The following is a 20,864-nucleotide window of genomic DNA, read 5'->3' on the forward strand; positions in this document are numbered from 1 at the left end:
GCGGTCGTCCCGATCTGGCGGCGGCCGTGGATGGTCGTCGGCCGTGACACGTTCACCGGCGACGTGCTGGCGCGGCTGGGCGTCGACAACCTGTACGCGGGCCACGCCGAGCGCTACCCCAAGGTGCCGCTGCCGGAGCTGGTGGCGCGGTCACCCGACCTCGTGGTGCTGCCCGACGAGCCGTACGCGTTCTCCGCCGCCGACGGCCCCGAGTGCTTCCCGGACCTGCGCTGCGTCCTGGTGAGCGGCCGAGACCTGACCTGGTACGGGCCCTCCCTCGTCGAGGCGCGCGCCCGCCTGGAGGCGGCCCTCGCCGGGTGACCCGGCCGCCGGCCCGCCGGCGGACCCGGCCGGGCCGCCCGGGCGTCAGGAGGCGGGGGTCCTGGCGCGGCCGCGGGGCAGGCCGCCCGCGGCCAGGGCGGCGTCGACGGACTCGGGGCTGAGCACGTGCTCCATGACGATCACCGCCGTGCCCACGATCCCCGCGCGCCGCCCCAGGGAACTGGTGGCGATCTCCAGGTTGCGGGTCGTGTAGGGCAGGCTGCGGCTGTAGACGCTCTCCCTGATGCCCGTCAGGTAGTGCTCGCGGGTCTCGGCCATGTCGCCGCCCAGCACCAGCACGCCGGGGTTGAGCAGGCTGACGGCCGTGGCCAGGAGGACGCCGAGCGTGCGGCCCGCCTCCTGGGTGCGGGCGATCGCCGTGGGGTCGCCCGCGTGCACCAGGCGCACCACGTCGCTGCTGGCCTGCTGCCCCAGGTCGCGCGCCAGGGCGTGGCCGCTGGCCAGCGAGGCGACGCAGCCGCGCGAGCCGCAGGTGCACACCCGGTCGTCGCTCATCCGCAGCCGGACGTGCCCGATGTTGCCGGCGGCCTCCTCGGCGCCGCGGTAGATCCTGCCGTCGAGGATGACGCCCGTCCCGATGCCGGTGGAGACCTTGACGAGCACCAGGGCGCGGGTGCGGCGCCACGAGGACCACCACTCGCCGAGCGCCATCGCGTTGGCGTCGTTCTCCACCAGGATCGGCACGTCGAAGTCCGCCCGCAGCGCCTCGCCGATGGGGTGGTCGTCCCAGCCCGGCATCAGGAACGACCTGACGACCTTGCCCGCCGTGTGGTCGACCGAGCCGGGCAGGTCGATGCCGATGCCGCAGACGTGCTCCCGGGGCCTGCCGGCCCGGTCGAGCAGCCGCTGGAACGCCTCCCGCACCCATGACAGGACGGCGTCCGGCCCTCGCTCGATGCGCATCTCGATGCGCTCCTCGACCAGGGGGCGGGCCGCGAGGTCGGTGAGCGCGACGTGCGCGTGGCCGGCGCCGAGGTCGGCCACGAGCACCAGCCGGCTGGTGGCGTCGATGTCGAGCACCGAGGGCGGTCGCCCGCCCCCGGAGCTCTCGACGCCCGACTCGTGGATGTAGCCGGCCTCGATCAGCCGGTCGACCCGGTCGGTGATCGTCGAGCGGGACAGGCCGGTGTGGTCGATGAGTGCCTTGCGGGTACGGCAGGAGCCATCGCGGATGAGCTGGAGGATCTGCCCTGCCGTCAGCATCGATTACCCTTTCTCGGCTCCCGCCGTGAGGCCCTCCGTCAGCAGCCGCTCACTGGCGAAGAATATGATCACGATGGGCAGTGTCAGAACCACCGATCCTGCCATGAGCACAGTGGTCGGGATCTCGATACTGCCCGCGAGCTGGGAGAGCCCCAGGGAGACCGTCCAGCTCTCCCGCCTCTCGACGAGGAAGAGCAGGGCGAACAGGAACTCGTTCCAGGCGATCATGAACGCGTAGAGGCCGGTCGCCATGAGCGCGGGCTTGGACAGCGGCAGCACCACCCGCCAGATGGTCGACAGGCGCGTGCACCCGTCGATCGCCGCCGCCTCCTCCACGCTCTGCGGCACGGTCTCGAAGTAGTTGCGGAGCATGTATACCGTGACCGGCACCGTCTGCGCGATATAGACGAGGATCAGGCCGACCAGAGATCCGCGCAGCCCGAGCATCGTGAAGAGCACGAACAGCGGGATGGCCAGCACGATCGCCGGGAACAGGTACACGGCGAGGAACAGGAAATGCACCTGGCGCCGCCCGAAGAAGCGCAGCCGCGCCACCGCGTACGCGCCCGGGATCGAGATCAGCAGCGTGGCCGCCACCGACACCGCCGACACGACGAGGCTGTTGCGCAGGAACGTGAGGAACCCCTGCCGGGTCAGCACGTCGACGTAGGTGTCGAGGGTGAAGGCGCTCGGCCACAGCGATCCGGGGTCGAGGATCAGCTCCTGGATGTCGCGTACCGACAGCATCACCATGTAGACGAACGGGAACGCGGTGACCAGGAAGAGGACGGCGATCACCAGCGGCCGGAGCACCCGCAGCGCCCCGCGCTCGACCCTATCCCTGCTCGGCACGTTCGCCACCTCCGAAGAACCTCAGGTAGACGACCAGGAAGACCACCAGCACCACCGCGAGCACGATGGCCTGCGCGGCCGAGGCGCCGATGTCGTCGCGGGCGGTGAGGAAGTTGTAGACCCGCACGCTGACCACCTCGGTGCCCGCGCCGCCGCCGGTGAGCAGGTAGACGTCGTCGAACTTGGTGAAGGTGAACACGAAGCGCAGCACCGACAGCAGCGCGATGATCCGCCAGAGCTGCGGCATGATCACGTAGCGGAAGCGCTGCGTCGGCGTGGCCCCGTCCACCACGGCCGCCTCGTCCAGCTCGGCGGGCAGCGCCTGGAGCCGGGCCAGGATGAACAGGAACGCGAACGGGAAGTACCGCCACGCCTCGAACGCGATCACGGTCAGCAGCGCCACCGGCACCTCGATGCCGAGGAAGGTGCCCTTGGCCTGGCTGAGGAAGGCGATCGGCTGGCTGAGCCAGGTGTTGACGATGCCGTACTGGGGGTTGAGCATCGTCTCCCACAGGAACGCCACGGCCACCACCGGCGCCACGTACGGCACCAGGATCGAGGCCCTGACCAGGGTCCGGCCGCGGAATTTGTCGCGCAGCGCCAGTGCGGCCACCAGCCCGATCGCGATGGACAGCGCCGTGCCCGCCACGGTGTAGACGAGCGTGTTGACCAGCGCCGACCAGAAGCCCGGCTCGGCCAGCACGTACGAGAAGTTCTCCAGCGTGTAGCGGCCGAACAGGCCCGCCCGCCGGATGTTGATCAGCCGGACGTCCTGGAACGCCAGCATGATCGCCCAGAGCAGCGGCAGCACCACCACGACGATCGTGATGACCAGGGTGGGGGAGATCAGCGCGAGTCCCGCCCTGCCCTCCTGCTCGCGAAGCGTCCGGACACGCCTCACCGGGCACCTCCTCCGAAGGCGCCCCGTACGCGGGCCGTCACTGGCGGATCCCGCGCTTGATGGTCTCCACGTCGGTCTTGGCCTGCGCGGCGGCCGCCTCGGGGGTGAGGGCGCCCTCCACGACCTGGCTGAGCGCCTTCGGCACCGGCAGCTCGCCCATGGTGGCGCCCACGAGCTTGCCCTGGCCCTGCGCGATGCCCCAGCGGGCGAAGGTGTCGGGGCTGGCGCGCAGCGCGTCGAGCACGGCGGCCGGGTAGACGTCGGCGAGCGGCTTCTTGGTGTCCACCCCGGCGGGCAGCTTGTTCCACGTGTCCGCGAAGCCCTTGCGGGTCGGGAACTTGCCCTCGGGCGCCATCCCGATCCACCGCTCGTAGCCCTCGTTCATGGCGAACGAGATCCACTTGGCGGCGGGGTCCTTGGCCGCCTCACTGGTCACCACCCATGAGACGATCTCGCCGTACTGCGCGGGCTCGCTCGCGTCGGGCCCCTTCAGCGCGGTGACGACCCCGGTGTTCTCGGCCAGCCACTCGGGGTCGGCGCGGCACTCCTGGCAGCTCGGCAGCGCGTCCTTCCGCAGCCCGGCCAGCTCGTCGAGGATGAACGAGGACCAGATGGTCATCGCGGCCTTGCCGGAGAAGTACGTCGCGCGGGTGGAGTCGACGTCCTGCTTGCCCTTGACGGAGTAGTCGCGGGCCAGCCCGGTGTAGAAGGAGATCGCCCGGACGCACTGCGGCGAGCCGAGCGTGACGTTGCCCGCGTCGTCCACGAGCTGACAGCCGTTGGCCAGGGCCACGTGCTCGAAGCTCTGCGCCGTGAACGTGTCCTTGGGGGCGATGGCCAGCGTGATGCCGGCCATCCCGGCCGTGTTGAGCTTCTTCGCCGCCGCCTCCACCGCCTCGTAGGTCTCGGGCGGCTGCAGGCCCGCCTTGTCGAACAGGTCCTTGCGGTAGAGGAGCAGCTGCGCCCAGCCGTCACTGGGCACACCGAGCAGCTTGCCGTCGGAGGTGGTGAGTTCGAGGGCGCGCGGTGAGAACGTGTCGCGCCCGAGCTGGCCGACGACCTTGGCGGGCGTCTCGGTGTCGAGCAGGTCGTTGGTCTCCAGCTCCCGCACGGCCGCCAGCGGCAGGGCCCCGATGACGTCGGGCAGCTTGCCGGCCGCCGCGGCCGAGGTGACGACCTGGCTGAACTGGTCCTCGGCGACGCCCACGAGGTTGACCTTGATGCCGGTCTTCTTCGTGAAGTCGGCCGCCATCTGTTTCTGGACGGCCATCCGGTCCTCGAGGTTCTCCTCGGTCCAGACGGTGATCTCGTTCGCGGCCGTCTCACTGTCGTCGCCGCAGGCGGCCAGCGTGGCCGCGGCCAGCACTGCGGCGGAGAGAACGGCGGTGACCTTGTTGGGCATGGCACGCTCCTCCAGAGGGGATATGCCGCCCTTACCCCCTGACAAGATGGCGCAACGTCCCGTAAGCGATACCGAGACCGGTCTGTACTCTCTCCGTGCTGCCGCTGTGGACGTGGTCCTCGTGCTCGACCGAGACCACGCCGTCGTACCCGCCCTCGCGGAGCGCGCCGATCACCATCCGCCAGTCGATCTGGCCCAGCCCCGGCACCCGGAACCGGTACCAGCCCTTCTCGCCGCTGATCGGCCCGTAGAAGCCGAAGCGGTTGATCGTGCCCGGCAGGATCTCGGTGTCCTTCGCCTGCACGTGCGCGATCTCGGAGACGTACGGCATGACGGCCGCCACCGGGTCGATCCCCAGGGCCACCAGGTGCGACGGGTCGTAGTTGAGCTTGAGCCCGAGCGTGAACATCCACTCCCACAGCTCGGGGGAGTAGGCGAGGTTGCCGGGATAGCCGTCGGGGTGCCAGCTCTTCATGACGCAGTTCTCGATCACGATCTCGACCCCGCGGTCGCGCGCGTACGCGACCAGGGGAGGGAACACGCGGGCGGCCCGATCGAGGTTGTCGCGGACGGACAGGCCGGGGTCGCGCCCGACGAACGTGCCCACGGTCGGGCACCCGAGCGCGGCGGCCGCGTCGACGCATCTGCGCAGGTGGGCGTTCACCTGCTCCCCTGCCTGAGGGTGCAGATTGTTCTCGTAGTAGGCGATCGAGGAAAGGGCGAGTCCGGTCTCTGCGAAGATTCGCCCGACTCGCTCCTGTTCAGCTTGGTCAAAAGTATCTACTCTGATGTGATTTCGGTCGTCCGGAGAAGGCCATCCGGCCACCTCCAAAGCCTCGAAGCCCTGGTCGGCCGCCCATCGGGCGATGTCGGCAAGATCATCTCCGGGGAGACAGGCGGTCAGGAAGCCGAGTTTCACAGGGAACCTCCGTCGAAGTCGTAGACTTACGAGTGTTCTTGGCGCAACTATGGTTTGCAAACAAGCACTAAAGCTTTACCTTCTGCATGATCAGCAAACTGAAGTGTGGGAAATGCACGTCATCACCTTTCAAGAGCCGGGCCTCGTCCACCTTGGCCTCGAGCAGCCCGCCCCGCTGGAGCCGGGCAGCGTGCGGGTCCGCACGATCTACTCCGGGGTCTCCGCGGGCACGGAGCTGACCGCCTACCGCGGCACCAACCCCTACCTGACCCGCAAGTGGGACATCGAACGCCGGCTCTTCGTCGAGGGGCAGACGCATGCCTACCCGCTCGCCGGATGGGGTTATCAGGAGGTGGGCGAGGTGGTGGAGGCGGCTCCCGACGTCGCCGACCCGCCCGTGGGCAGCATCGTGTGGGGCATCTGGGGCCACCGCGCCGAGGCCGTCGTCCCGGCCGCCAAGCTCACCGGTCACGTGCTCCCGCCCGGCGCCGACCCGCTGAGCGGTGTCTTCGCCCGCGTCGGCGCCATCGCCATGAACGCCGTGCACGCGGCCGACCTGCACATCGGCGACCAGATCGCGATCTTCGGACAGGGCGTCATCGGCCTGCTCGCCACCCGCATGGCCGTGCTCAGCGGCGCCCGGGTGGTCGCGGCCGACGCCATCCCGGCCCGGCTCGAACTGGCCCGCGACTACGGCGCCGCCGAGACGTTCGACGTGCGGGCGGGCTCGGTCGCGGAGTTCATGCGCAAGCGCATCGAGGGCGCCGACACCGTCATCGAGCTGAGCGGCAGCCACCAGGGCCTGCACGAGGCCATCAGGACGGTCCGCAAGGGCGGCCGGGTCGTCGCCGCCGGCTTCTACCAGGGCGACGGCATCGGGCTGCGCCTCGGCGAGGAGTTCCACCACAACCAGGTGCAGCTCGTCTCCTCCCAGATCGGCGGGGTGGCCTCCTGGCTGGCGCACCGCTGGGACGTCGAGCGCATGCAGCGCACCTTCATGGAGCTGGTGCACCGGGCCGAGATCGACGTCCTCGACCTGGTCAGCCACGTCGTCCCCGTCGCCGAGGCCGCCGCCGCCTACGAGCTGCTCGACAAGCACCCGTCAGATGTACTCCAGCTCGTCTTCCGATTCGAGGAGTGACACGTGAAGCTTTCCGTCCAGGAGCAGCTTCTGCCCGGCCGCACCCTGCAGGAGAAGTTCGCCTTCGCGGTGGAGGCCGGCTTCGACGCCATCGAGCTGCGCGGCAAGGGGGACTTCCACTTCGCCGGTCGCTTGACGGAGCTCAAGCGGGCGCTGGCCGACGGCGTGGTCATGCCGACGGTGTGCGTGGACATGCCGCACTTCATCGGTGACTTCGACCCGGCCAAGCGGACGGACGCGATCCAGCAGCTCCGGTCGCAGCTCACCGTCATCGCCGAGCTGGGCGGCATCGGCGTGATGACCCCCGCCTCCTGGGGGCAGTTCTCCCGCCGGCTCCCCCCGTTCGAGCCGCCGCGCAGCGCCCACGAGGACCGCGAGGTGCTCACCGAGGCCCTCGGCGTGCTCGGCGAGCACGCCCAGCGCAACGGCGTGCTGATCATGCTGGAGCCGCTCAACCGGTACGAGAACCACATGGTCAACACGCTGGCCGAGGCGGTCTCCTACTGCGCCATGGACTCCATCCGGGTGGTCGGCGACACCTACCACATGAACATCGAGGAGGACGACCCCTGCCGCTCGCTGCTGGAGGCGGCGCCCTACCTCGCCCACATGCAGATCAGCGAGTCCAACCGCAACCAGCCGGGCACCGGCCACCTCGACTGGGGCGCCCAGCTCGCCGCGCTGGACGCCGCCGGCTACGACGGCTACCTCGCGCTGGAGTGCCGCCTGCGCGGCGAGCCCGAGATCGTGCTGCCCCAGACCGCAGCGTTCGTCAGGAAGTTCCTGTGATCCTCCGTGACGCCGTGCGCGTGCTGGTCGCGAACTGGGACGGCAGCTACACCGTTCCCTCGCGCCGCCTCTACCCGCACCAGTGGAGCTGGGACTCCGCCTTCATCGCGATCGGCAACGCCCGGTGGTCGCCGCGCCGGGCCAGGGCCGAGCTGCTGACGCTGTTCGGCGCGCAGTGGCGCGACGGCCGGGTGCCGCACATCGTGTTCAACCCCGCCGTGCCCGACCGCGCCTACTTCCCCGGCCCGGAGTTCTGGGACGTGCGCGCGCCCTCCGGCTCGGCCACCTCGGGCATCGTGCAGCCGCCGGTGCACGCGCTGGCCGCCTGGCGGGTCCACCTGGCCGAGCCCGACCCGGCGTTCCTGCGCCGGATCTATCCCCGCCTGGTCGCCCAGCAGGAGTTCCTGCGCGGGGCGCGCCGCTCGGCCGAGGGCCTGATCTCCATCGTGCACCCCTGGGAGTCGGGCATGGACAACAGCCCGGCCTGGGACGAGCCGCTGGCCGCCGTGCAGGTGGGCACGTCCGACGTCCGGCGCAGGGACCTCGCCCACGTCAGCGCCGACGAGCGGCCCACCGACCGCGACTACGCGCGTTACGCCGCGCTCGCCCGCGGCTACCGCGACACCGGCTACCGCCGGGCGGGTGCCTTCCGCGTCGAGGACCCCCTGTTCAACGCCGCGTACGGCGTCGCGGAGCACGCGCTGGCCAAGATCGCGCAGGTGTGCGGAGGCGACCCTGAGCCGCACCGGCGCGAGGCCGCCGCGATCACCGAGGCGATGGTCGAACACCTCTACGACGACGGCCTCTTCCACGCCCGCGACGTGCTCACCGGCTGCCTGCTGCGCTCCAACAGCGCCGCCGGACTGGTGCCGCTCATGCTGCCCGGCCTGCCGCGCGACCTGGTCAACGAACTGGTCGGCACCGCGCTCGACAGGTTCGGGCTCAAGGACGGCGTCGTGCCGAGCTTCGCGCCGGCCGCCCCCGAGTTCGACCCCGTCCGCTACTGGCGCGGCCCGAGCTGGATCAACCTGAACTGGCTCATCTGGCAGGGGCTGCGCCGCCGCCGCCCCGACCTGGCCGGGCCGCTGGCCGAGGGCATGGTCAGGGCGGTCACCGAGTCGGGCTTCCGCGAGTACTTCGACCCGTTCAGCCTGCAGGGGCACGGCTGCCACGACTTCAGCTGGTCAGCCGCCCTCATCCTGGACGTTGTCGCAGAGCACGGCCTGGACGGCGTGCCTGCGCCGGGCCGCGAGGTCGGCGAACAGCTGGGGCGCCTCCGGGAAACCGACGACATCGGTGATCACGTGCTCACGTAGCAGCGAGCCGCGCCGCCTCAGCAGCGCGATCGTCTCGTGCGAGAGCCGCTCGCGGTCCCACGCGTGGGCCAGGCCGCGCGGCACCCTGCCGATCTGGGCGCAGCGCAGCGTCAGCCCGTTGTGGTGGAACTCCTCGCCCAGCCGCACCTCGTCGGCGCCCCGGGTGTAGAAGGCGAGGTCCACCACGGTGCCCTGGGGCCGCAACACCCGCAGGGCCAGGGCCAGCGCCCTGGTCTGGCCGCGGCACTGGAACACCACGTCGGCGCCCCGGTCGCCCAGGCCGTGCCGCCAGCGCCGTTTCAGCTCGACCGCCGGGTCGTCCTCGAAGTCCAGCGTGCCGGCGCCGAGCGCCTCGGCGATGGCCAGCCGCGACGGGGTCTCGTCCACCACCACGACCTCCGCGGCGCCGTACTGGAGGGCGAACGAGGCGACGAGCAGGCCCACCACGCCGGCGCCGACCACGACGACCCGCCGGCCGCGCACCCCGTCGCCGAGGTCGCGGACGGCGGGGCCGTGCAGGTCGGCGGCGGCGTGCAGCAGGCCGTTGGCGCAGATCGGCCCCATGTGCGCGACGTAGACGCCGAGCAGCGGGTCGAGGTCGTCGGGCAGCTCCACGAACCGGTCGGCCATCGGGTCGGCCACGTAACCGGTGCGGTGGCCGTAGGTCATGGCCACCAGCGTGCCCTCGCGCACGGCCCGGCTGCGGGTCTGGACCACCATGCCCACCTGCATGTAGCCGATGCCGCGCACGGGGTAGGTGACCGACGGCCGGCCGGGCACGAACAGGCCGAGGGCCTGGTCCCAGGAGGCGTTCAGGTAGGGGTTGTCGCCCTTGACGTAGGTGAGCTCGGTGCCGGCCGAGATCCCGCTGTGGGTGGTGGCCACCCGGAAGCCGCCCTCGGGCACCTCCGGCAGCGGCTCCTCCACCAGCGCCACCTTGCCCGGCTCCTCGATGCTGAGCACCTCGATCATGCGACCCCCTGCCCGCCGAACCTTCCGTCGCGCTGCCCGTGCAGTTGCCCGTCGAGCTGCCCGTCGAGCTGCCCGTCGAGCTGCCCGTCCGGTGGGCCGTCCAGCACGACGGGCCTGCGCTCCGCCGCCGACCGGGCGACCGCCAGCGCGAGCTCGTGCGTCCTGAGCGCCTCGCGGTACGTCACGCGCACGTCGTCGTCCCTGCCCCGCACGGCGTCGATGAACGCCCGGGAGACGCGGGTCTTGGCCTGGCCGTCGTCCTGGACGATCGTCTCGCCGTCCACCGTGAGCCGGGTCTCGGTGAGATCGAGCGCGATGCCGTCGGCGTGCACCTCCAGCCCCACCCGGTGCTTGTGGTGCAGCAGGCAGGTGGTGGCCAGCATCCCGGCCGCCCCGTCGGAGAAACGCAGCACGGCGGCGACCGCGCGGTCCACCTCGCCGTCCGCCCCCTCTCCCGGAGGGTTCGCCGCCGGCACCGCGTGCACCATCTCCACCTCGCCCACGAGCAGCCGCGCCAGGTCGAGGACGTGGACGGCCTGCTCGACGACCTGCCCGCCGGACAGGGCGGGATCGAGCCACCACCCGACCGGCGGCACCTTGTCCAGCCAGTGCCCGATGGCGAGCCGCACCGGGCGGCCGTCCAGGAGGTCGCGCGCCCGCTCGACGATGTCGAGGTAGCGCCAGTGGTGGCCGACGGCCGAGGGGAGTCCGCGCCTCTCGATTTCGGACGCGATGTTTTTTGCGGTTTCGAGGTTAAGTGACAGTGGCTTTTCTACGAAGATGGGCAGGTCGCAGGATAGAACGTCGTGTTCCGGTTTACCGTGCGCAAAAGGTGGCACACATACGTATACAGCGTCCAGATCGCCGGCATCCAGAAGATCGGCATGGCCGCCATAAGCGGGGGTGCCGTGCCGTAAGGCGAGGGCTTCGGCCCTTCGCAGATCAGTGTCGGCGATCCCAGCGATCGTCACATCGGGAAAGCCGGACAGTACGTCTGCATGGCGAGCGGCTACGTTGCCGGCACCGATGATGCCGACTCGGATGATTGGGGACACGTTCCGGCATATCCCACGACAGCGCGCGCTCAAACAACGATGTTCGAACTCTCGCCCTCAGGGAATATGTCGCCGACCGTGACGACGTCAGATCGGGGCTACTGCATGGAGAGAGATCTGCGGGCCTTGGCCAGGGCAAGGGAATGGTACGGACCTCACTCGAGCACCGCTGAGGACTGGTCTCCCGACGCCCTCCTCCGAGCCAAGGGCACGACCACGGTGAGCGTCGTACTACCGGCTCGTAACGAAGAGAGCACAGTCGGTGACATCATCACCGTGATCCGCCGCGAGCTCGTCGAGCGGACACCGCTCGTGGACGAGATTCTCGTCGTCGATTCCAACTGCACCGACGCGACCGCCGCCAAGGCGGCCGCGGCGGGGGCGCGGGTGGTGGCGCAGGACGCGGTCCTGCCGCACCTGCCACCACTCACCGGCAAGGGAGAGGCGCTGTGGAAGGGGCTGGCCGCCTCCCACGGTGACATCGTCGTGTTCGTCGACTCCGACCTGCGCGACTTCGGCGCCCACTTCGTGACCGGCCTGCTCGGGCCGCTGCTCACCGATCCACGCATCCACTTCGTGAAGGGCGCCTACGAGCGGCCCCTGATCGGGGAGGACGGGATCGCGCGGCGCGGCGACGGCGGGCGCGTCACCGAACTGGTCGCCAGACCGCTCATCAACCTGTTCTGGCCCGAGCTGGCCGGCTTCCACCAGCCGCTCGGCGGAGAGTACGCCGCCCGCCGGGACGTCCTGGCCCAGGTGCCGTTCGTCACCGAGTACGGCGTCGAGTTCGGGATGCTGGTCGACCTGCTCGACCTGGTCGGCCTGGACGCGATGGCCCAGGTGGACCTCGGCACCCGGACGCACTCCCACCAGTCGACCACCGCGCTCGGCCGGATGGCCGGGCAGATCACGCTCACCGCCTGGTCGCGGCTGGAACGGCAGGGCCGGGTCCTGTCGTCGGGGCCGCCGTCCCGGACGCTCCTGCAGTTCGGGATCGACGGCCGGCCGGACCTGGTGGACGTGTCCGTGGCCGAGCGGCCTCCGCTCGCCTCCCTGCTGCTCGAGGAGGATGTCGCGTGAACGTGCTCATCAACGCGGGGCCCTGGCTGGAGGTCCCGCCCCCCGGTTACGGCGGGATCGAGAACGTGGTCGCCACCCTCGTGCCCGCCCTGCGCGAGCGGGGCGTACGGGTCATCCTGGCCTCCGTCGGGGCCAGCGACCTGGAGGTGGACGAGCTCCTCAGCGTCTACGACACCGGCCAGTTCGGCGACCTGCAGAAGCCGTACAACCAGGTCATGGGCATCGCCCACGCGCACCAGGCCCGCCTGGTCGAGGAGTTGCGCCGCCGCGACGACGTGGACCTCGTCCACGACCACCTGGAGGTGGTCGGGCCGGCCGTGCTGTCCGCGTTCGACGGGCCGCCCGTCCTGCACACCCTGCACTGGGACCTGCGCAAGCATCCGGCGTTCTACGGAAGCTTCCCGCAGTCGATCGCCGTCAACGGCGTCTCGGAGTCGCAGTTGCGCCGTGCCCCCGAGGCGCTGCGCGACGCCGCGCTGGGCGCCGTCCACCTCGCCACTCCGCTCGCCGGCCGCGACGTGCGGGCCGAACGCGGCGAGCACTTCGTGGTCATGGGCCGCGTCTGCCGGCTCAAGGGCCAGCACGTCGCCGCCCGCGTCTGCCAGAAGCTGGGACTCCCGCTGGTCCTGGCCGGGCCGGTGAGCGGTCTCGGCACGCAGGCCGACCTGGAGACCGTGACGCAGGACCCCTACCACCCGCTGCACGGGCATCCTGACGTGCGCTACCACGCCGACGTGGTCGCGCCCTACCTCGACGGCGACATGGTCAGGTGGATCGGCGCGGTCGGCGGACAGGAACGCGACGACCTCTACGCCTCCGCCCGTGCCGCGCTCTTCCCCATCCAGTGGGACGAGCCCGGCGGCACCGCCGTCGTGGAGGCGCTGGCCCTCGGCGTGCCGCCCGTGGGCCTGCGCCGCGGCTGCCTGCCCGAGATCGTCGAGCACGGCCGCACGGGGCTCCTCGCCGACACCGAGGAGGAACTCGCCGAGTGGCTGCTGCGGGTCGACGAGATCGACCCCGAGGAGTGCCGCCGCGAGGCCCGGCGCCGCTTCTCGCCGTCCGTGATGGCCGAGCGTTACCTGGAGCTGTACGAGCGGACCATCAGCCGGTCGCGCTCGCGGCGGGGCTCCGCCTGAGACGAGTCCGGGCCCGCAGGGCGGTCGCGACCGGCGCGGGCGCGCCCGCGACCGCCCTTCGGCCGCACCCGGGACCCCGAGCCCCACCGCCACCCTGTCGATCGTCAGCCTGGAGCGCACCCGGGATCGGCCGGATGGCCGATCCCGGCGGCGGCGGAATGAGCCGGTGAGCCGACGCGACCACTCATGATCTTTCGTAAGGTCGTGTCCACGCCTCATTCATGGATTGGACATCTGTGTACCGCGACATCGTCGACTTCGCCCTGAGCACTCCCGGTTGGCTCCACACCTTCGCCGAGGTGGGGACGGACGCGGGGCTGTTCGTCTTCGCGGGGTTGTTCCTGCTGTGCTGGTGGCGGGCGCGCAACGCCCCCGCGCGCGACCTGGCCATCGCGATCGCCGGGCCGGCCGGCATCGTCGGCGCGTACGTGGTCAGCGAGCTGGTGAAGCTCGTGGTGCGGGAGGACCGGCCCTGCCGGGGCGTCACCACGATCGCCGTCTGCCCGCCGACCGACGACTGGTCGTTCCCCAGCAACCACGCCGTGATCGCCGCCGGGGCGGCCGGCACGCTCATCCTGGCCCGGCGGGCCCTGGCCTGGGTGGTGCTGCCGCTGGCGGCGGTCATGGCGTTCTCGCGGGTGTTCGTCGGCGTGCACTACCCGCACGACGTGGCCGCGGGCTTCCTCGTCGGCCTGACGCTGGCGCCGCTCTTCGCACTGCTGCTGGTCGGTGCCGTCACACCGGCGGTACGGCTCGCGCGAAGCCGTCTGTCGCCTCGATGAGCCGGTGCACGATGCCCGGCTCGGTGGCGGCGTGCCCCGCGTCGTCCACGACGCGGAACTCCGCCTCCGGCCACGCCCGGTGCAGGTCCCAGGCGGTGGTCATGGGAGTGCAGGCGTCGTAGCGGCCCTGCACGATCACCGCCGGGATGTGGCGGATCTTGCCGACGTCGCGGATGAGCTGCTCGGGCTCGAACCAGCCCAGATGGGTGAAGTAGTGGTTCTCGATCCGCGAGAAGGCCAGCGCCATGCGCTCCTCGCCGAACTGCTCGACCAGCTCCGGATCGGGCAGCAGCGTCACCGTGGCGGCCTCCCACTGCGCCCACGCCCTGGCGGCCGTCAGTCGCGCGTCGAGGTCGTCGCCCTCCAGCCGCCGCCGGTAGGCCGCGAGCAGGTCGTCGCGCTCCTCCTCCGGGATCGGCGCCGTGAACGCCTCCCACCGGTCGGGGAACAGGTAGGAGGCGCCCTCCTGGTAGAACCAGCGCAGCTCGTGCGGGCGCAGCGTGAAGATGCCGCGCAGCACCAGCTCGGTCGTCCGTTCGGGGTGCGTCTGGGCGTAGGCCAGGGCGAGCGCGCTGCCCCACGACCCGCCGAAGACCTGCCACCGGTCGATCCCGAGGTGCTCGCGCAGCCGTTCCATGTCGGCGACCAGGTGCCAGGTGGTGTTGCGCGCCAGCGAGGTGCCGGGGTCGGCGGCGTGCGGCCGGCTGCGCCCGCAGTTGCGCTGGTCGAACAGCACCACGCGGTAGCGTTCGGGGTCCCACTGGCGGCGGTGCGTGGCCGTGCAGCCGCCGCCGGGCCCGCCGTGCAGCATGACGGCCGGCTTGCCGTCGGGATTGCCGCACACCTCCCAGTAGATCTGCTCACCGTCGCCGACGTCGAGCAGCCCGGAGTCGTACGGCTCGATGGGCGGGTAATGCGTTCTCATGCCGCCCGATCCTGCCACGCCACGGCGGCGGGTCAGGACCACGCGTGGCGTGACAGGAACGCCCGGTCCCCGGTGGCGTACTCGTGGAAGGCCCGCCGCACGTCGGCCAGGTCGGTCAGCACCGCGCGGACCATCGTGCCCTCCTTGTACTCCACCTCGTAGCCCTCGGTGTGGTCCCCGCCGAGGTGCCCGCCGTCGAGCGGCGACACCTGCAGGAAGTGCCGCCCGAAGGCCACCAGCGCCGCGAAGGGGTTCTGCGCCGAGAGCGTCCCCAGGACGTCGTGCACCAGGCCCAGGTCGGGATCGTGCACGATCATGCCGTCGCCGGTGTGGAGCTGCATGCCCTGGTAGATCCCGAGCGGCCCCACGTTGTGCACGAGGTCGCGCTGCGGGTCGTAGCAGACCATGCCGTGCGCGCGGGCCACCGCGAACACCTGACCGGAGATCTCGTCCATGGCCTCCAGGTCCATGGACACCAGCACGTGCCCGGGGAAGACGGTGACGAGCCCCGGCAGCTCCTTGGCCACCTCCGGCACCGCGTCCGTCACGGGGCGGCTCTTCCTGACCGCCAGGTAGGTGGCCCGCGCCTGATCCCTGGTGATCGGCACGGGCTCGTCCCAGACCATCAACTCAACGCTCACCCCGCCCATCCTGCCCAACCCTTGGTCGCCTTGAAGCCCACAACCTGCCAAAAGCCCCCATCGCCGGTATGGCAGGCGATCCCGCTGCGAACTAGGCGAGAGGTTTCTCCGACCGGGGCACCAGCTCGACCGTGCAGTGAGCGCACCTGCTCGCCTCCGCGGGCACGTCGCTCAGGCACTCCGGGCACTGCTTGGTCGTGGCTTCCTTGTCCCGGTCGAACAGGCTGACCAGCCGGGTCATCGGCAGCACGACGAGCCAGTACACCACCGCAGCGATGATCATGAAGCTGATCAGGTGGTTGAGGAAGTCGCCGTACTTGAACTCGCTGCCGTTGACGGTGAAGGAGTACTGGGCGAAGTCGGGTTCCCTGCCTCCGGTGACCGCCCCGATCAGCGGGGTGATGAGATCGCGGACGAGGGCCTGCACCAGCCCGCTGAACGTGGCGCCCACGATCACCGCGACGGCCAGTTCGACGATGTTGCCGCGTAACAGAAACTTCTTGAAACCTCCCATGGCGTCGTAAGTGACCTGTCATGGCAGGGTCAAACCGGGGAAGGCGGGCCCGTGCTGACGCCGCTGCTGGAGGAGCTGACCCGCGCCACCACCCCCGTCTCCCGGCCGAGCCCCCTCGTCGTCCTCTGGCGGTGGCGGTACGAGGCCGGCGCGCTCGTGGGCGTCCCGCTGACCGGGCACGTCCTCGTGGACGCCTACGGCCCGCTGTCCCTGGCGCTCCTGCTCCTCCCCGCCGCGGTCACCGCCTGGCCGCCGGCCCGGACCGAGGCGTGGGGACGGATCCGGTGCGTGGTGGTCGCCCACAGAGTCCGCGTCGGGTTCGCCGAGGCATACGTCGTCAGCAGACGCGGCAGGATCCCGGTCGTCGTGTGGTGCGCGCCCACCCCGTACGGCGAGCGTGTCGGGGTGTGGTGCCGGGCCGGGACGACCGCGGCGCAGATCGAGCGCGGCCGCGAGGTCATCGCCGCCGCCTGCTGGGCCGCCGACGTGGTGGTCCGGCCGTACGACGGAGGCTCCCACCTCGTGCTGCTGGAGATCGTCCGGGGTGCGTCCCGGCGATCGGGCTAACCCGCCGACTTCGGGGGAAGAACCTGTTCGGCCCACGGAGCTGGGGGCTTGTCGGGCAGAGCAGAGGAACACACCATGGGGAAGAACGGCAAGGGAGCCTCGATGATCGAAGTGTGGCCGGGAGACCCCTATCCTCTCGGCGCGACCTACGACGGCGCCGGCACCAACTTCTCGCTCTACACCGAGGTCGCCGACCGGGTGGAGCTGTGCCTGTTCGACGACGACAACACCGAGCGCAGGGTGACGCTCACCGAGGTCGACGGCTTCATCTGGCACGGCTACCTGCCCGGCGTCGGCCCGGGCCAGCGCTACGGCTACCGGGTGCACGGCCCGTACGACCCGGCGCGCGGCCTGCGGTGCAACCCCGCCAAGCTGCTGCTCGACCCCTACGCCAGGGCCATCGAGGGCGACGTCACCTGGAACGAGGCCGTCTACGGCTACCGCTTCGGGCACCCCGACTCGCGCAACGACCTCGACTCGGCGCCCTACATGCCGCGCTCCATCGTGATCAACCCGTTCTTCGGATGGGGCCACGACAGGCCGCCGGCGGTGCCGTACCACGACACCGTCATCTACGAGGCGCACGTGCGCGGCCTGACGGTCCGGCACCCCAAGATCCCCGAGCACCTGCGCGGCACGTACGCCGCACTCGGCCACCCGGAGATCCTCGACCACCTCACCAAGCTCGGCGTCACGGCGCTGGAGCTGATGCCGGTGCACCAGTTCGTCACCGACCACGTGCTGGAGGAGCGGGGGCTCACCAACTACTGGGGCTACAACTCGATCGGCTTCTTCGCCCCGCACAACCGCTACTCCAGCCAGGGGCAGCGCGGCGGCCAGGTGCTGGAGTTCAAGGCCATGGTCCGCGCGCTGCACGAGGCGGGCATCGAGGTGATCCTCGACGTCGTCTACAACCACACGGCGGAGGGCAACCACCTCGGGCCGACGCTCGGGTTCAAGGGCATCGACAACCCCGACTACTACCGGCTCGTCGACGGCGACCCGCGCCACTACATGGACACCACGGGCACCGGAAACAGCCTGCTCATGCGCTCCCCGCACGTGCTCCAGATGATCATGGACTCGCTGCGCTACTGGGTGACCGAGATGCACGTCGACGGCTTCCGCTTCGACCTGGCCTCCACCCTGGCGCGCGAGCTGCACGAGGTCGACCGGCTGAGCGCGTTCTTCGACCTGGTGCAGCAGGACCCGGTGCTGTCGCAGGTCAAGCTGATCGCCGAACCGTGGGACGTGGGGCCGGGCGGCTACCAGGTGGGCAACTTCCCCTCCCGCTGGACCGAGTGGAACGGCCGCTACCGCGACACCATCCGCGACCTGTGGCGCGGCCGGCCGGCCACGCTGCCCGAGTTCGGCTCCCGGTTCACCGGCTCCAGCGACCTCTACCAGGACGACACCCGCCGCCCGGCCGCCTCGATCAACTTCGTCACCTGCCACGACGGCTTCACCCTGCAGGACCTCGTCTCCTACGACCACAAGCACAACGAGGCCAACAAGGAGGGCAACCGCGACGGCACCGACGACAACCGCTCCTGGAACTGCGGGGCGGAGGGCCCCGCCGACCTCACCATCGAGTCGCTGCGCGAGCAGCAGAAGCGCAACTTCCTGACCACGTTGTTCCTGTCGCAGGGCGTGCCGATGCTCTCGCACGGCGACGAGCTGGGCCGCACCCAGCACGGCAACAACAACGGCTACTGCCAGGACAACGAGCTGACCTGGGTCGACTGGTCCGACGTGCGCGAGAACTGGCTGCTGCTGGAGTTCACGCAGCGCCTCGCGGAGCTGCGCAAGAAGCACCCGGTGTTCAGGCGCAGGAGGTTCTTCTACGGCAAGCCGGTACGCGGGCTGAGCGACATCGCCTGGCTCACCCCCTCCGGGGAGGAGATGACCGACGCCGACTGGAACGTCGGCTACGCCAAGTCGCTGGCCGTCTTCCTCAACGGCGACGCCATCACCGAGCCCGACCGGCGGGGCCGGCCCATCCGCGACGACTCGTTCCTGCTGCTGTTCAACGCCCACCACGACACGATCGCGTTCACGATTCCCAAGGACTACGGAGACATGTGGCAGACGGAGATCGACACGGCCATGCCGATCACCCTGGACATCCGGCTGAGCCGGGCGGGCGAGGCCGTGGACGTGCCCGGCCGCAGCGTGCGGGTGCTGCGCCGTGTCTAGGCCCATCTCGACCTACCGGGTGCAGCTGACCCCCGACTTCGGGTTCGCGCAGGTCGCCGAGATCGCGGGCCACCTGCGCGACCTCGGCGTCAGCCACGTCTACCTCTCGCCGATCCTGCAGGCCAATCCCGGTTCGTTGCACGGCTACGACGTCACCGACCACTCCCGCATCCGCGAGGAGTTCGGCGGCGCCAAGGGGTTCCGCGAGATGGCCGAGCAACTCGCCGCCCACGACCTGGGCGTGGTGGTCGACATCGTGCCCAACCACATGAACACCACCAACCCGCGCTTCTGGGAGGTGCTGCGCGACGGGCCCGACTCGGCGTACGCGAGCTGGTTCGACATCGAGTGGGACGCCGGCAGGGTGGCGCTGCCGGTGCTGGGCGACGACACCGAGCCCGTCGTGGACGGCGACGTGCTGCGCTACCACGAGCACACCTTCCCGCACCCCGGCCACTACCGGCTCGTCGACTGGCGCGAGGGGCCCGGATACCGGCGCTTCTTCGACGTCTCCACGCTGATCGGGCTGCGGGTCGAGGACCCGGCGGTGTTCTTCGCCACCCACGAGGTGATCTTCTGGCTGCTGGACGAGGGCCTGATCGACGGGCTGCGCGTCGACCACCCCGACGGCCTGGCCGACCCGCGCGGCTACCTGCGACGGTTGCGCGCCCGCACGGGCGGCGCCTGGACGGTGGTCGAGAAGATCCTCATCGGTGACGAGCGGCTGCCGGCCGACTGGCCGTGCGACGGCACCACCGGCTACGAGGCGCTCAACCGGATCAACGGTCTGTTCGTCGACCCGGCCGGAAAGGAGCCGCTGGTCGAGCTGTTCACCCGGCTGACCGGCGAGACCGGCGACTACCGGCAGGTGGTGGCGCGGGCCAAGCGCGAGGTGCTCGACCTGTTCTTCGGGGCCGAGGTGAAACGGCTGGCCCAGCTCGCCTCGTGCGAGCCGGACACGGTCGCCGAACTGCTCGCCGCCATGCCGGTCTACCGCGCGTACGTGGTGCCCGGCGAGCCGCCGCCGCCCGAGTCGGTCGCGATCGTCGAGCAGGCCGCCGCCTCGTGCTCGCCGGCCGCGCGCCGGCTCGCCGAGCAGGTCCTGCACGGCGAGCCCGAGTTCGTCACCCGGTTCCAGCAGGCGTGCGGGCCGGTCATGGCCAAGGGCGTCGAGGACACCGCCCTCTACCGGTGGTATCCGCTGTCCTGCCTGAACGAGGTCGGCGGCGAGCCCGACGCGTTCGGGACCGACGTGGCGGAGTTCCACGCGTTCTGCGCCGCCATGCCGCCCCACTCGATGACCACGCTGTCCACGCACGACACCAAACGGTCGGAGGACGTGCGGGCCCGGCTGTCGGTGCTGTCGGAGCTGCCGGGCGAGTGGGCGGAGACGGTCACCCGCTGGTCCGGGGCCGTACGGCTGGACCCGCGCCTCGACTACCTCGCCTGGCAGAACCTCATGGCCGCCTGGCCCATCTCCGCCGAGCGGTTCGCCGGCTACCTGCTCAAGGCGGCCCGCGAGGCCAAGACCGCCATCTCCTGGGTCAACCCCGACCCGGCCTACGAGGAGCGGCTGCGTGAGTTCGCCGAGGCGGCCGTGCGGCTGCCCGTCGGCGAGTTCGTCGAGCGGATCGAGCCGTACGCGATGTCCAACTCGCTCGGAGCCAAGCTCGTGCAGCTCATGATGCCCGGCGTGCCGGACGTCTACCAGGGCAACGAGACGACCGACTTCTCGCTGGTCGACCCGGACAACCGGCGGCCGGTGAGCCACCCCCGCTCGCCCGTCTCGGCGTGGGACGCGGCCAAGCTGCTGGTCACCGGCCAGGCGTTGCGGCTGCGGCGCAGGCTCGGGCCGGCGGCGCCGTACACGCCGCTGCGGGCGGACGGGGAGGCGGCCGAGCACGCCGTCGCCTTCGCCCGCAGCCAGGGGGAGCGGGCCAGGGCGGTGGCGGTGGCCACCCGGCTCCCCGTCGGCCTCGAACGGCGTGGCGGATGGGGGGCCACCACGCTCACCCTGCCGCCGGGCAACTGGCGTGACCTGCTCACCGGCGGCCTCTACACCGGCCGGGTGCCGCTGGCTCACCTGCTCCACCAGTATCCCGTCGCACTCCTGGAGAGACATGATCTTTGA

General features: G+C 70.9%; 19 protein-coding genes and 2 pseudogenes. 10 read left to right on the forward strand and 11 right to left on the reverse strand.

The window, feature by feature from the left end:
* Positions 1-321, forward strand: a 321-nt coding sequence (locus CXR44_RS40685; RefSeq protein ID WP_245898903.1) for a helical backbone metal receptor, incomplete at its 5' end; no start/stop codon positions are given.
* A gap of 45 nt (positions 322-366) precedes the next feature.
* On the opposite strand, the gene CXR44_RS07060 is transcribed toward CXR44_RS40685, so the two are convergent.
* Genes CXR44_RS07060 through CXR44_RS07080 form a run of 5 tightly spaced genes read right to left on the reverse strand, consistent with a single transcriptional unit; the run spans position 367 to position 5,619 of the window.
* Positions 367-1,545 carry an ROK family transcriptional regulator gene (locus CXR44_RS07060; protein ID WP_101784049.1) on the reverse strand — a complete coding sequence of 393 codons (1,179 nt, stop codon included), beginning with the start codon at positions 1,543-1,545 and terminating at the stop codon, positions 367-369.
* Positions 1,546-1,548: 3 nt separating this feature from the next.
* The gene (locus CXR44_RS07065) at positions 1,549-2,397 is read right to left on the reverse strand and encodes a carbohydrate ABC transporter permease (protein WP_245898905.1); all 849 of its coding nucleotides are present in this window, start codon (positions 2,395-2,397) and stop codon (positions 1,549-1,551) included.
* Positions 2,381-3,298: a carbohydrate ABC transporter permease gene (locus CXR44_RS07070; RefSeq protein WP_101784050.1), complete on the reverse strand. Its 918-nt coding sequence runs from the start codon at positions 3,296-3,298 to the stop codon at positions 2,381-2,383. The genes CXR44_RS07065 and CXR44_RS07070 overlap by 17 nt, the downstream gene beginning before the upstream one ends.
* 37 nt (positions 3,299-3,335) lie before the next feature.
* Entirely contained in the window at positions 3,336-4,700 is a 1,365-nt protein-coding gene (locus CXR44_RS07075; protein ID WP_101784051.1) for an ABC transporter substrate-binding protein, read from the reverse strand.
* Positions 4,701-4,731: 31 nt separating this feature from the next.
* A complete protein-coding gene (locus CXR44_RS07080; RefSeq protein ID WP_101784052.1) occupies positions 4,732-5,619 on the reverse strand; it encodes a sugar phosphate isomerase/epimerase family protein in 888 nt (295 codons plus the stop codon).
* Positions 5,620-5,731: 112 nt separating this feature from the next.
* Here CXR44_RS07080 and CXR44_RS07085 point away from each other — a divergent pair, with 112 nt between their 5' ends.
* The 3 genes and pseudogenes from CXR44_RS07085 to CXR44_RS42100 all read left to right on the forward strand — a co-directional run.
* Positions 5,732-6,760: a zinc-dependent alcohol dehydrogenase gene (locus tag CXR44_RS07085; protein ID WP_101784053.1), complete on the forward strand. Its 1,029-nt coding sequence runs from the start codon at positions 5,732-5,734 to the stop codon at positions 6,758-6,760.
* A 3-nt stretch (positions 6,761-6,763) separates the two neighbouring features.
* A complete protein-coding gene (locus CXR44_RS07090; protein WP_101784054.1) occupies positions 6,764-7,549 on the forward strand; it encodes a sugar phosphate isomerase/epimerase family protein in 786 nt (261 codons plus the stop codon).
* Positions 7,550-7,569: 20 nt separating this feature from the next.
* A pseudogene (locus CXR44_RS42100) lies at positions 7,570-8,724 on the forward strand (MGH1-like glycoside hydrolase domain-containing protein); the annotation flags it as partial.
* 9 nt (positions 8,725-8,733) lie between these two features.
* Here CXR44_RS42100 and CXR44_RS07100 read toward each other — a convergent pair.
* The 3 genes and pseudogenes from CXR44_RS07100 to CXR44_RS42105 all read right to left on the reverse strand — a co-directional run.
* On the reverse strand, positions 8,734-9,837 hold the full coding sequence (locus tag CXR44_RS07100; RefSeq protein ID WP_101784055.1) for a zinc-dependent alcohol dehydrogenase: 1,104 nt from the start codon (positions 9,835-9,837) through the stop codon (positions 8,734-8,736).
* Positions 9,834-10,466 (reverse strand): Gfo/Idh/MocA family protein, encoded by a 633-nt coding sequence (locus tag CXR44_RS40690; protein WP_245898907.1) that lies wholly within the window; start codon positions 10,464-10,466, stop codon positions 9,834-9,836. The genes CXR44_RS07100 and CXR44_RS40690 overlap by 4 nt, the downstream gene beginning before the upstream one ends.
* A 69-nt stretch (positions 10,467-10,535) precedes the next feature.
* A pseudogene (locus CXR44_RS42105) lies at positions 10,536-10,892 on the reverse strand (Gfo/Idh/MocA family protein); the annotation flags it as partial.
* Positions 10,893-10,997: 105 nt separating this feature from the next.
* On the opposite strand from CXR44_RS42105, the gene CXR44_RS07110 reads away from it, so the two are divergent.
* From CXR44_RS07110 to CXR44_RS07120, 3 genes are all read left to right on the forward strand, one after another.
* The gene (locus CXR44_RS07110) at positions 10,998-11,972 is read left to right on the forward strand and encodes a glucosyl-3-phosphoglycerate synthase (RefSeq protein WP_101784056.1); all 975 of its coding nucleotides are present in this window, start codon (positions 10,998-11,000) and stop codon (positions 11,970-11,972) included.
* Positions 11,969-13,108, forward strand: coding sequence for a glycosyltransferase (locus CXR44_RS07115; RefSeq protein WP_101784057.1), 1,140 nt, complete (start codon positions 11,969-11,971; stop codon positions 13,106-13,108). Before CXR44_RS07110 ends, CXR44_RS07115 begins: the two co-directional genes overlap by 4 nt.
* A 221-nt stretch (positions 13,109-13,329) precedes the next feature.
* Positions 13,330-13,890 carry a phosphatase PAP2 family protein gene (locus CXR44_RS07120; protein ID WP_180903214.1) on the forward strand — a complete coding sequence of 187 codons (561 nt, stop codon included), beginning with the start codon at positions 13,330-13,332 and terminating at the stop codon, positions 13,888-13,890.
* Here the strand turns inward: CXR44_RS07120 and pip are convergent.
* From pip to mscL, 3 genes are all read right to left on the reverse strand, one after another.
* The gene (gene pip, locus CXR44_RS07125; RefSeq protein WP_101784059.1) at positions 13,844-14,815 is read right to left on the reverse strand and encodes a prolyl aminopeptidase; all 972 of its coding nucleotides are present in this window, start codon (positions 14,813-14,815) and stop codon (positions 13,844-13,846) included. The two genes, CXR44_RS07120 and pip, sit on opposite strands and share 47 nt — an antisense overlap.
* 32 nt (positions 14,816-14,847) lie before the next feature.
* Complete coding sequence (locus CXR44_RS07130) at positions 14,848-15,456, reverse strand: hypothetical protein (RefSeq protein WP_245898909.1); 609 nt, start codon at positions 15,454-15,456, stop codon at positions 14,848-14,850.
* Positions 15,457-15,547: 91 nt separating this feature from the next.
* Positions 15,548-15,970, reverse strand: coding sequence for a large conductance mechanosensitive channel protein MscL (gene mscL / locus CXR44_RS07135; protein WP_101784061.1), 423 nt, complete (start codon positions 15,968-15,970; stop codon positions 15,548-15,550).
* A 51-nt stretch (positions 15,971-16,021) separates the two neighbouring features.
* Here mscL and CXR44_RS07140 point away from each other — a divergent pair, with 51 nt between their 5' ends.
* The 3 genes from CXR44_RS07140 to treY all read left to right on the forward strand — a co-directional run bounded on the left by CXR44_RS07140 (position 16,022) and on the right by treY (position 20,864).
* Entirely contained in the window at positions 16,022-16,537 is a 516-nt protein-coding gene (locus CXR44_RS07140; protein ID WP_101784062.1) for a hypothetical protein, read from the forward strand.
* 102 nt (positions 16,538-16,639) lie between these two features.
* Positions 16,640-18,733, forward strand: coding sequence for a glycogen debranching protein GlgX (glgX, locus tag CXR44_RS07145; protein ID WP_101784229.1), 2,094 nt, complete (start codon positions 16,640-16,642; stop codon positions 18,731-18,733).
* The gene (gene treY / locus CXR44_RS07150; RefSeq protein WP_101784063.1) at positions 18,726-20,864 is read left to right on the forward strand and encodes a malto-oligosyltrehalose synthase; all 2,139 of its coding nucleotides are present in this window, start codon (positions 18,726-18,728) and stop codon (positions 20,862-20,864) included. The genes glgX and treY overlap by 8 nt, the downstream gene beginning before the upstream one ends.

Origin of the sequence: Nonomuraea indica (assembly GCF_002850745.1) — a bacterium.
Classification (GTDB): Bacteria; Actinomycetota; Actinomycetes; order Streptosporangiales; family Streptosporangiaceae; genus Nonomuraea; species Nonomuraea indica.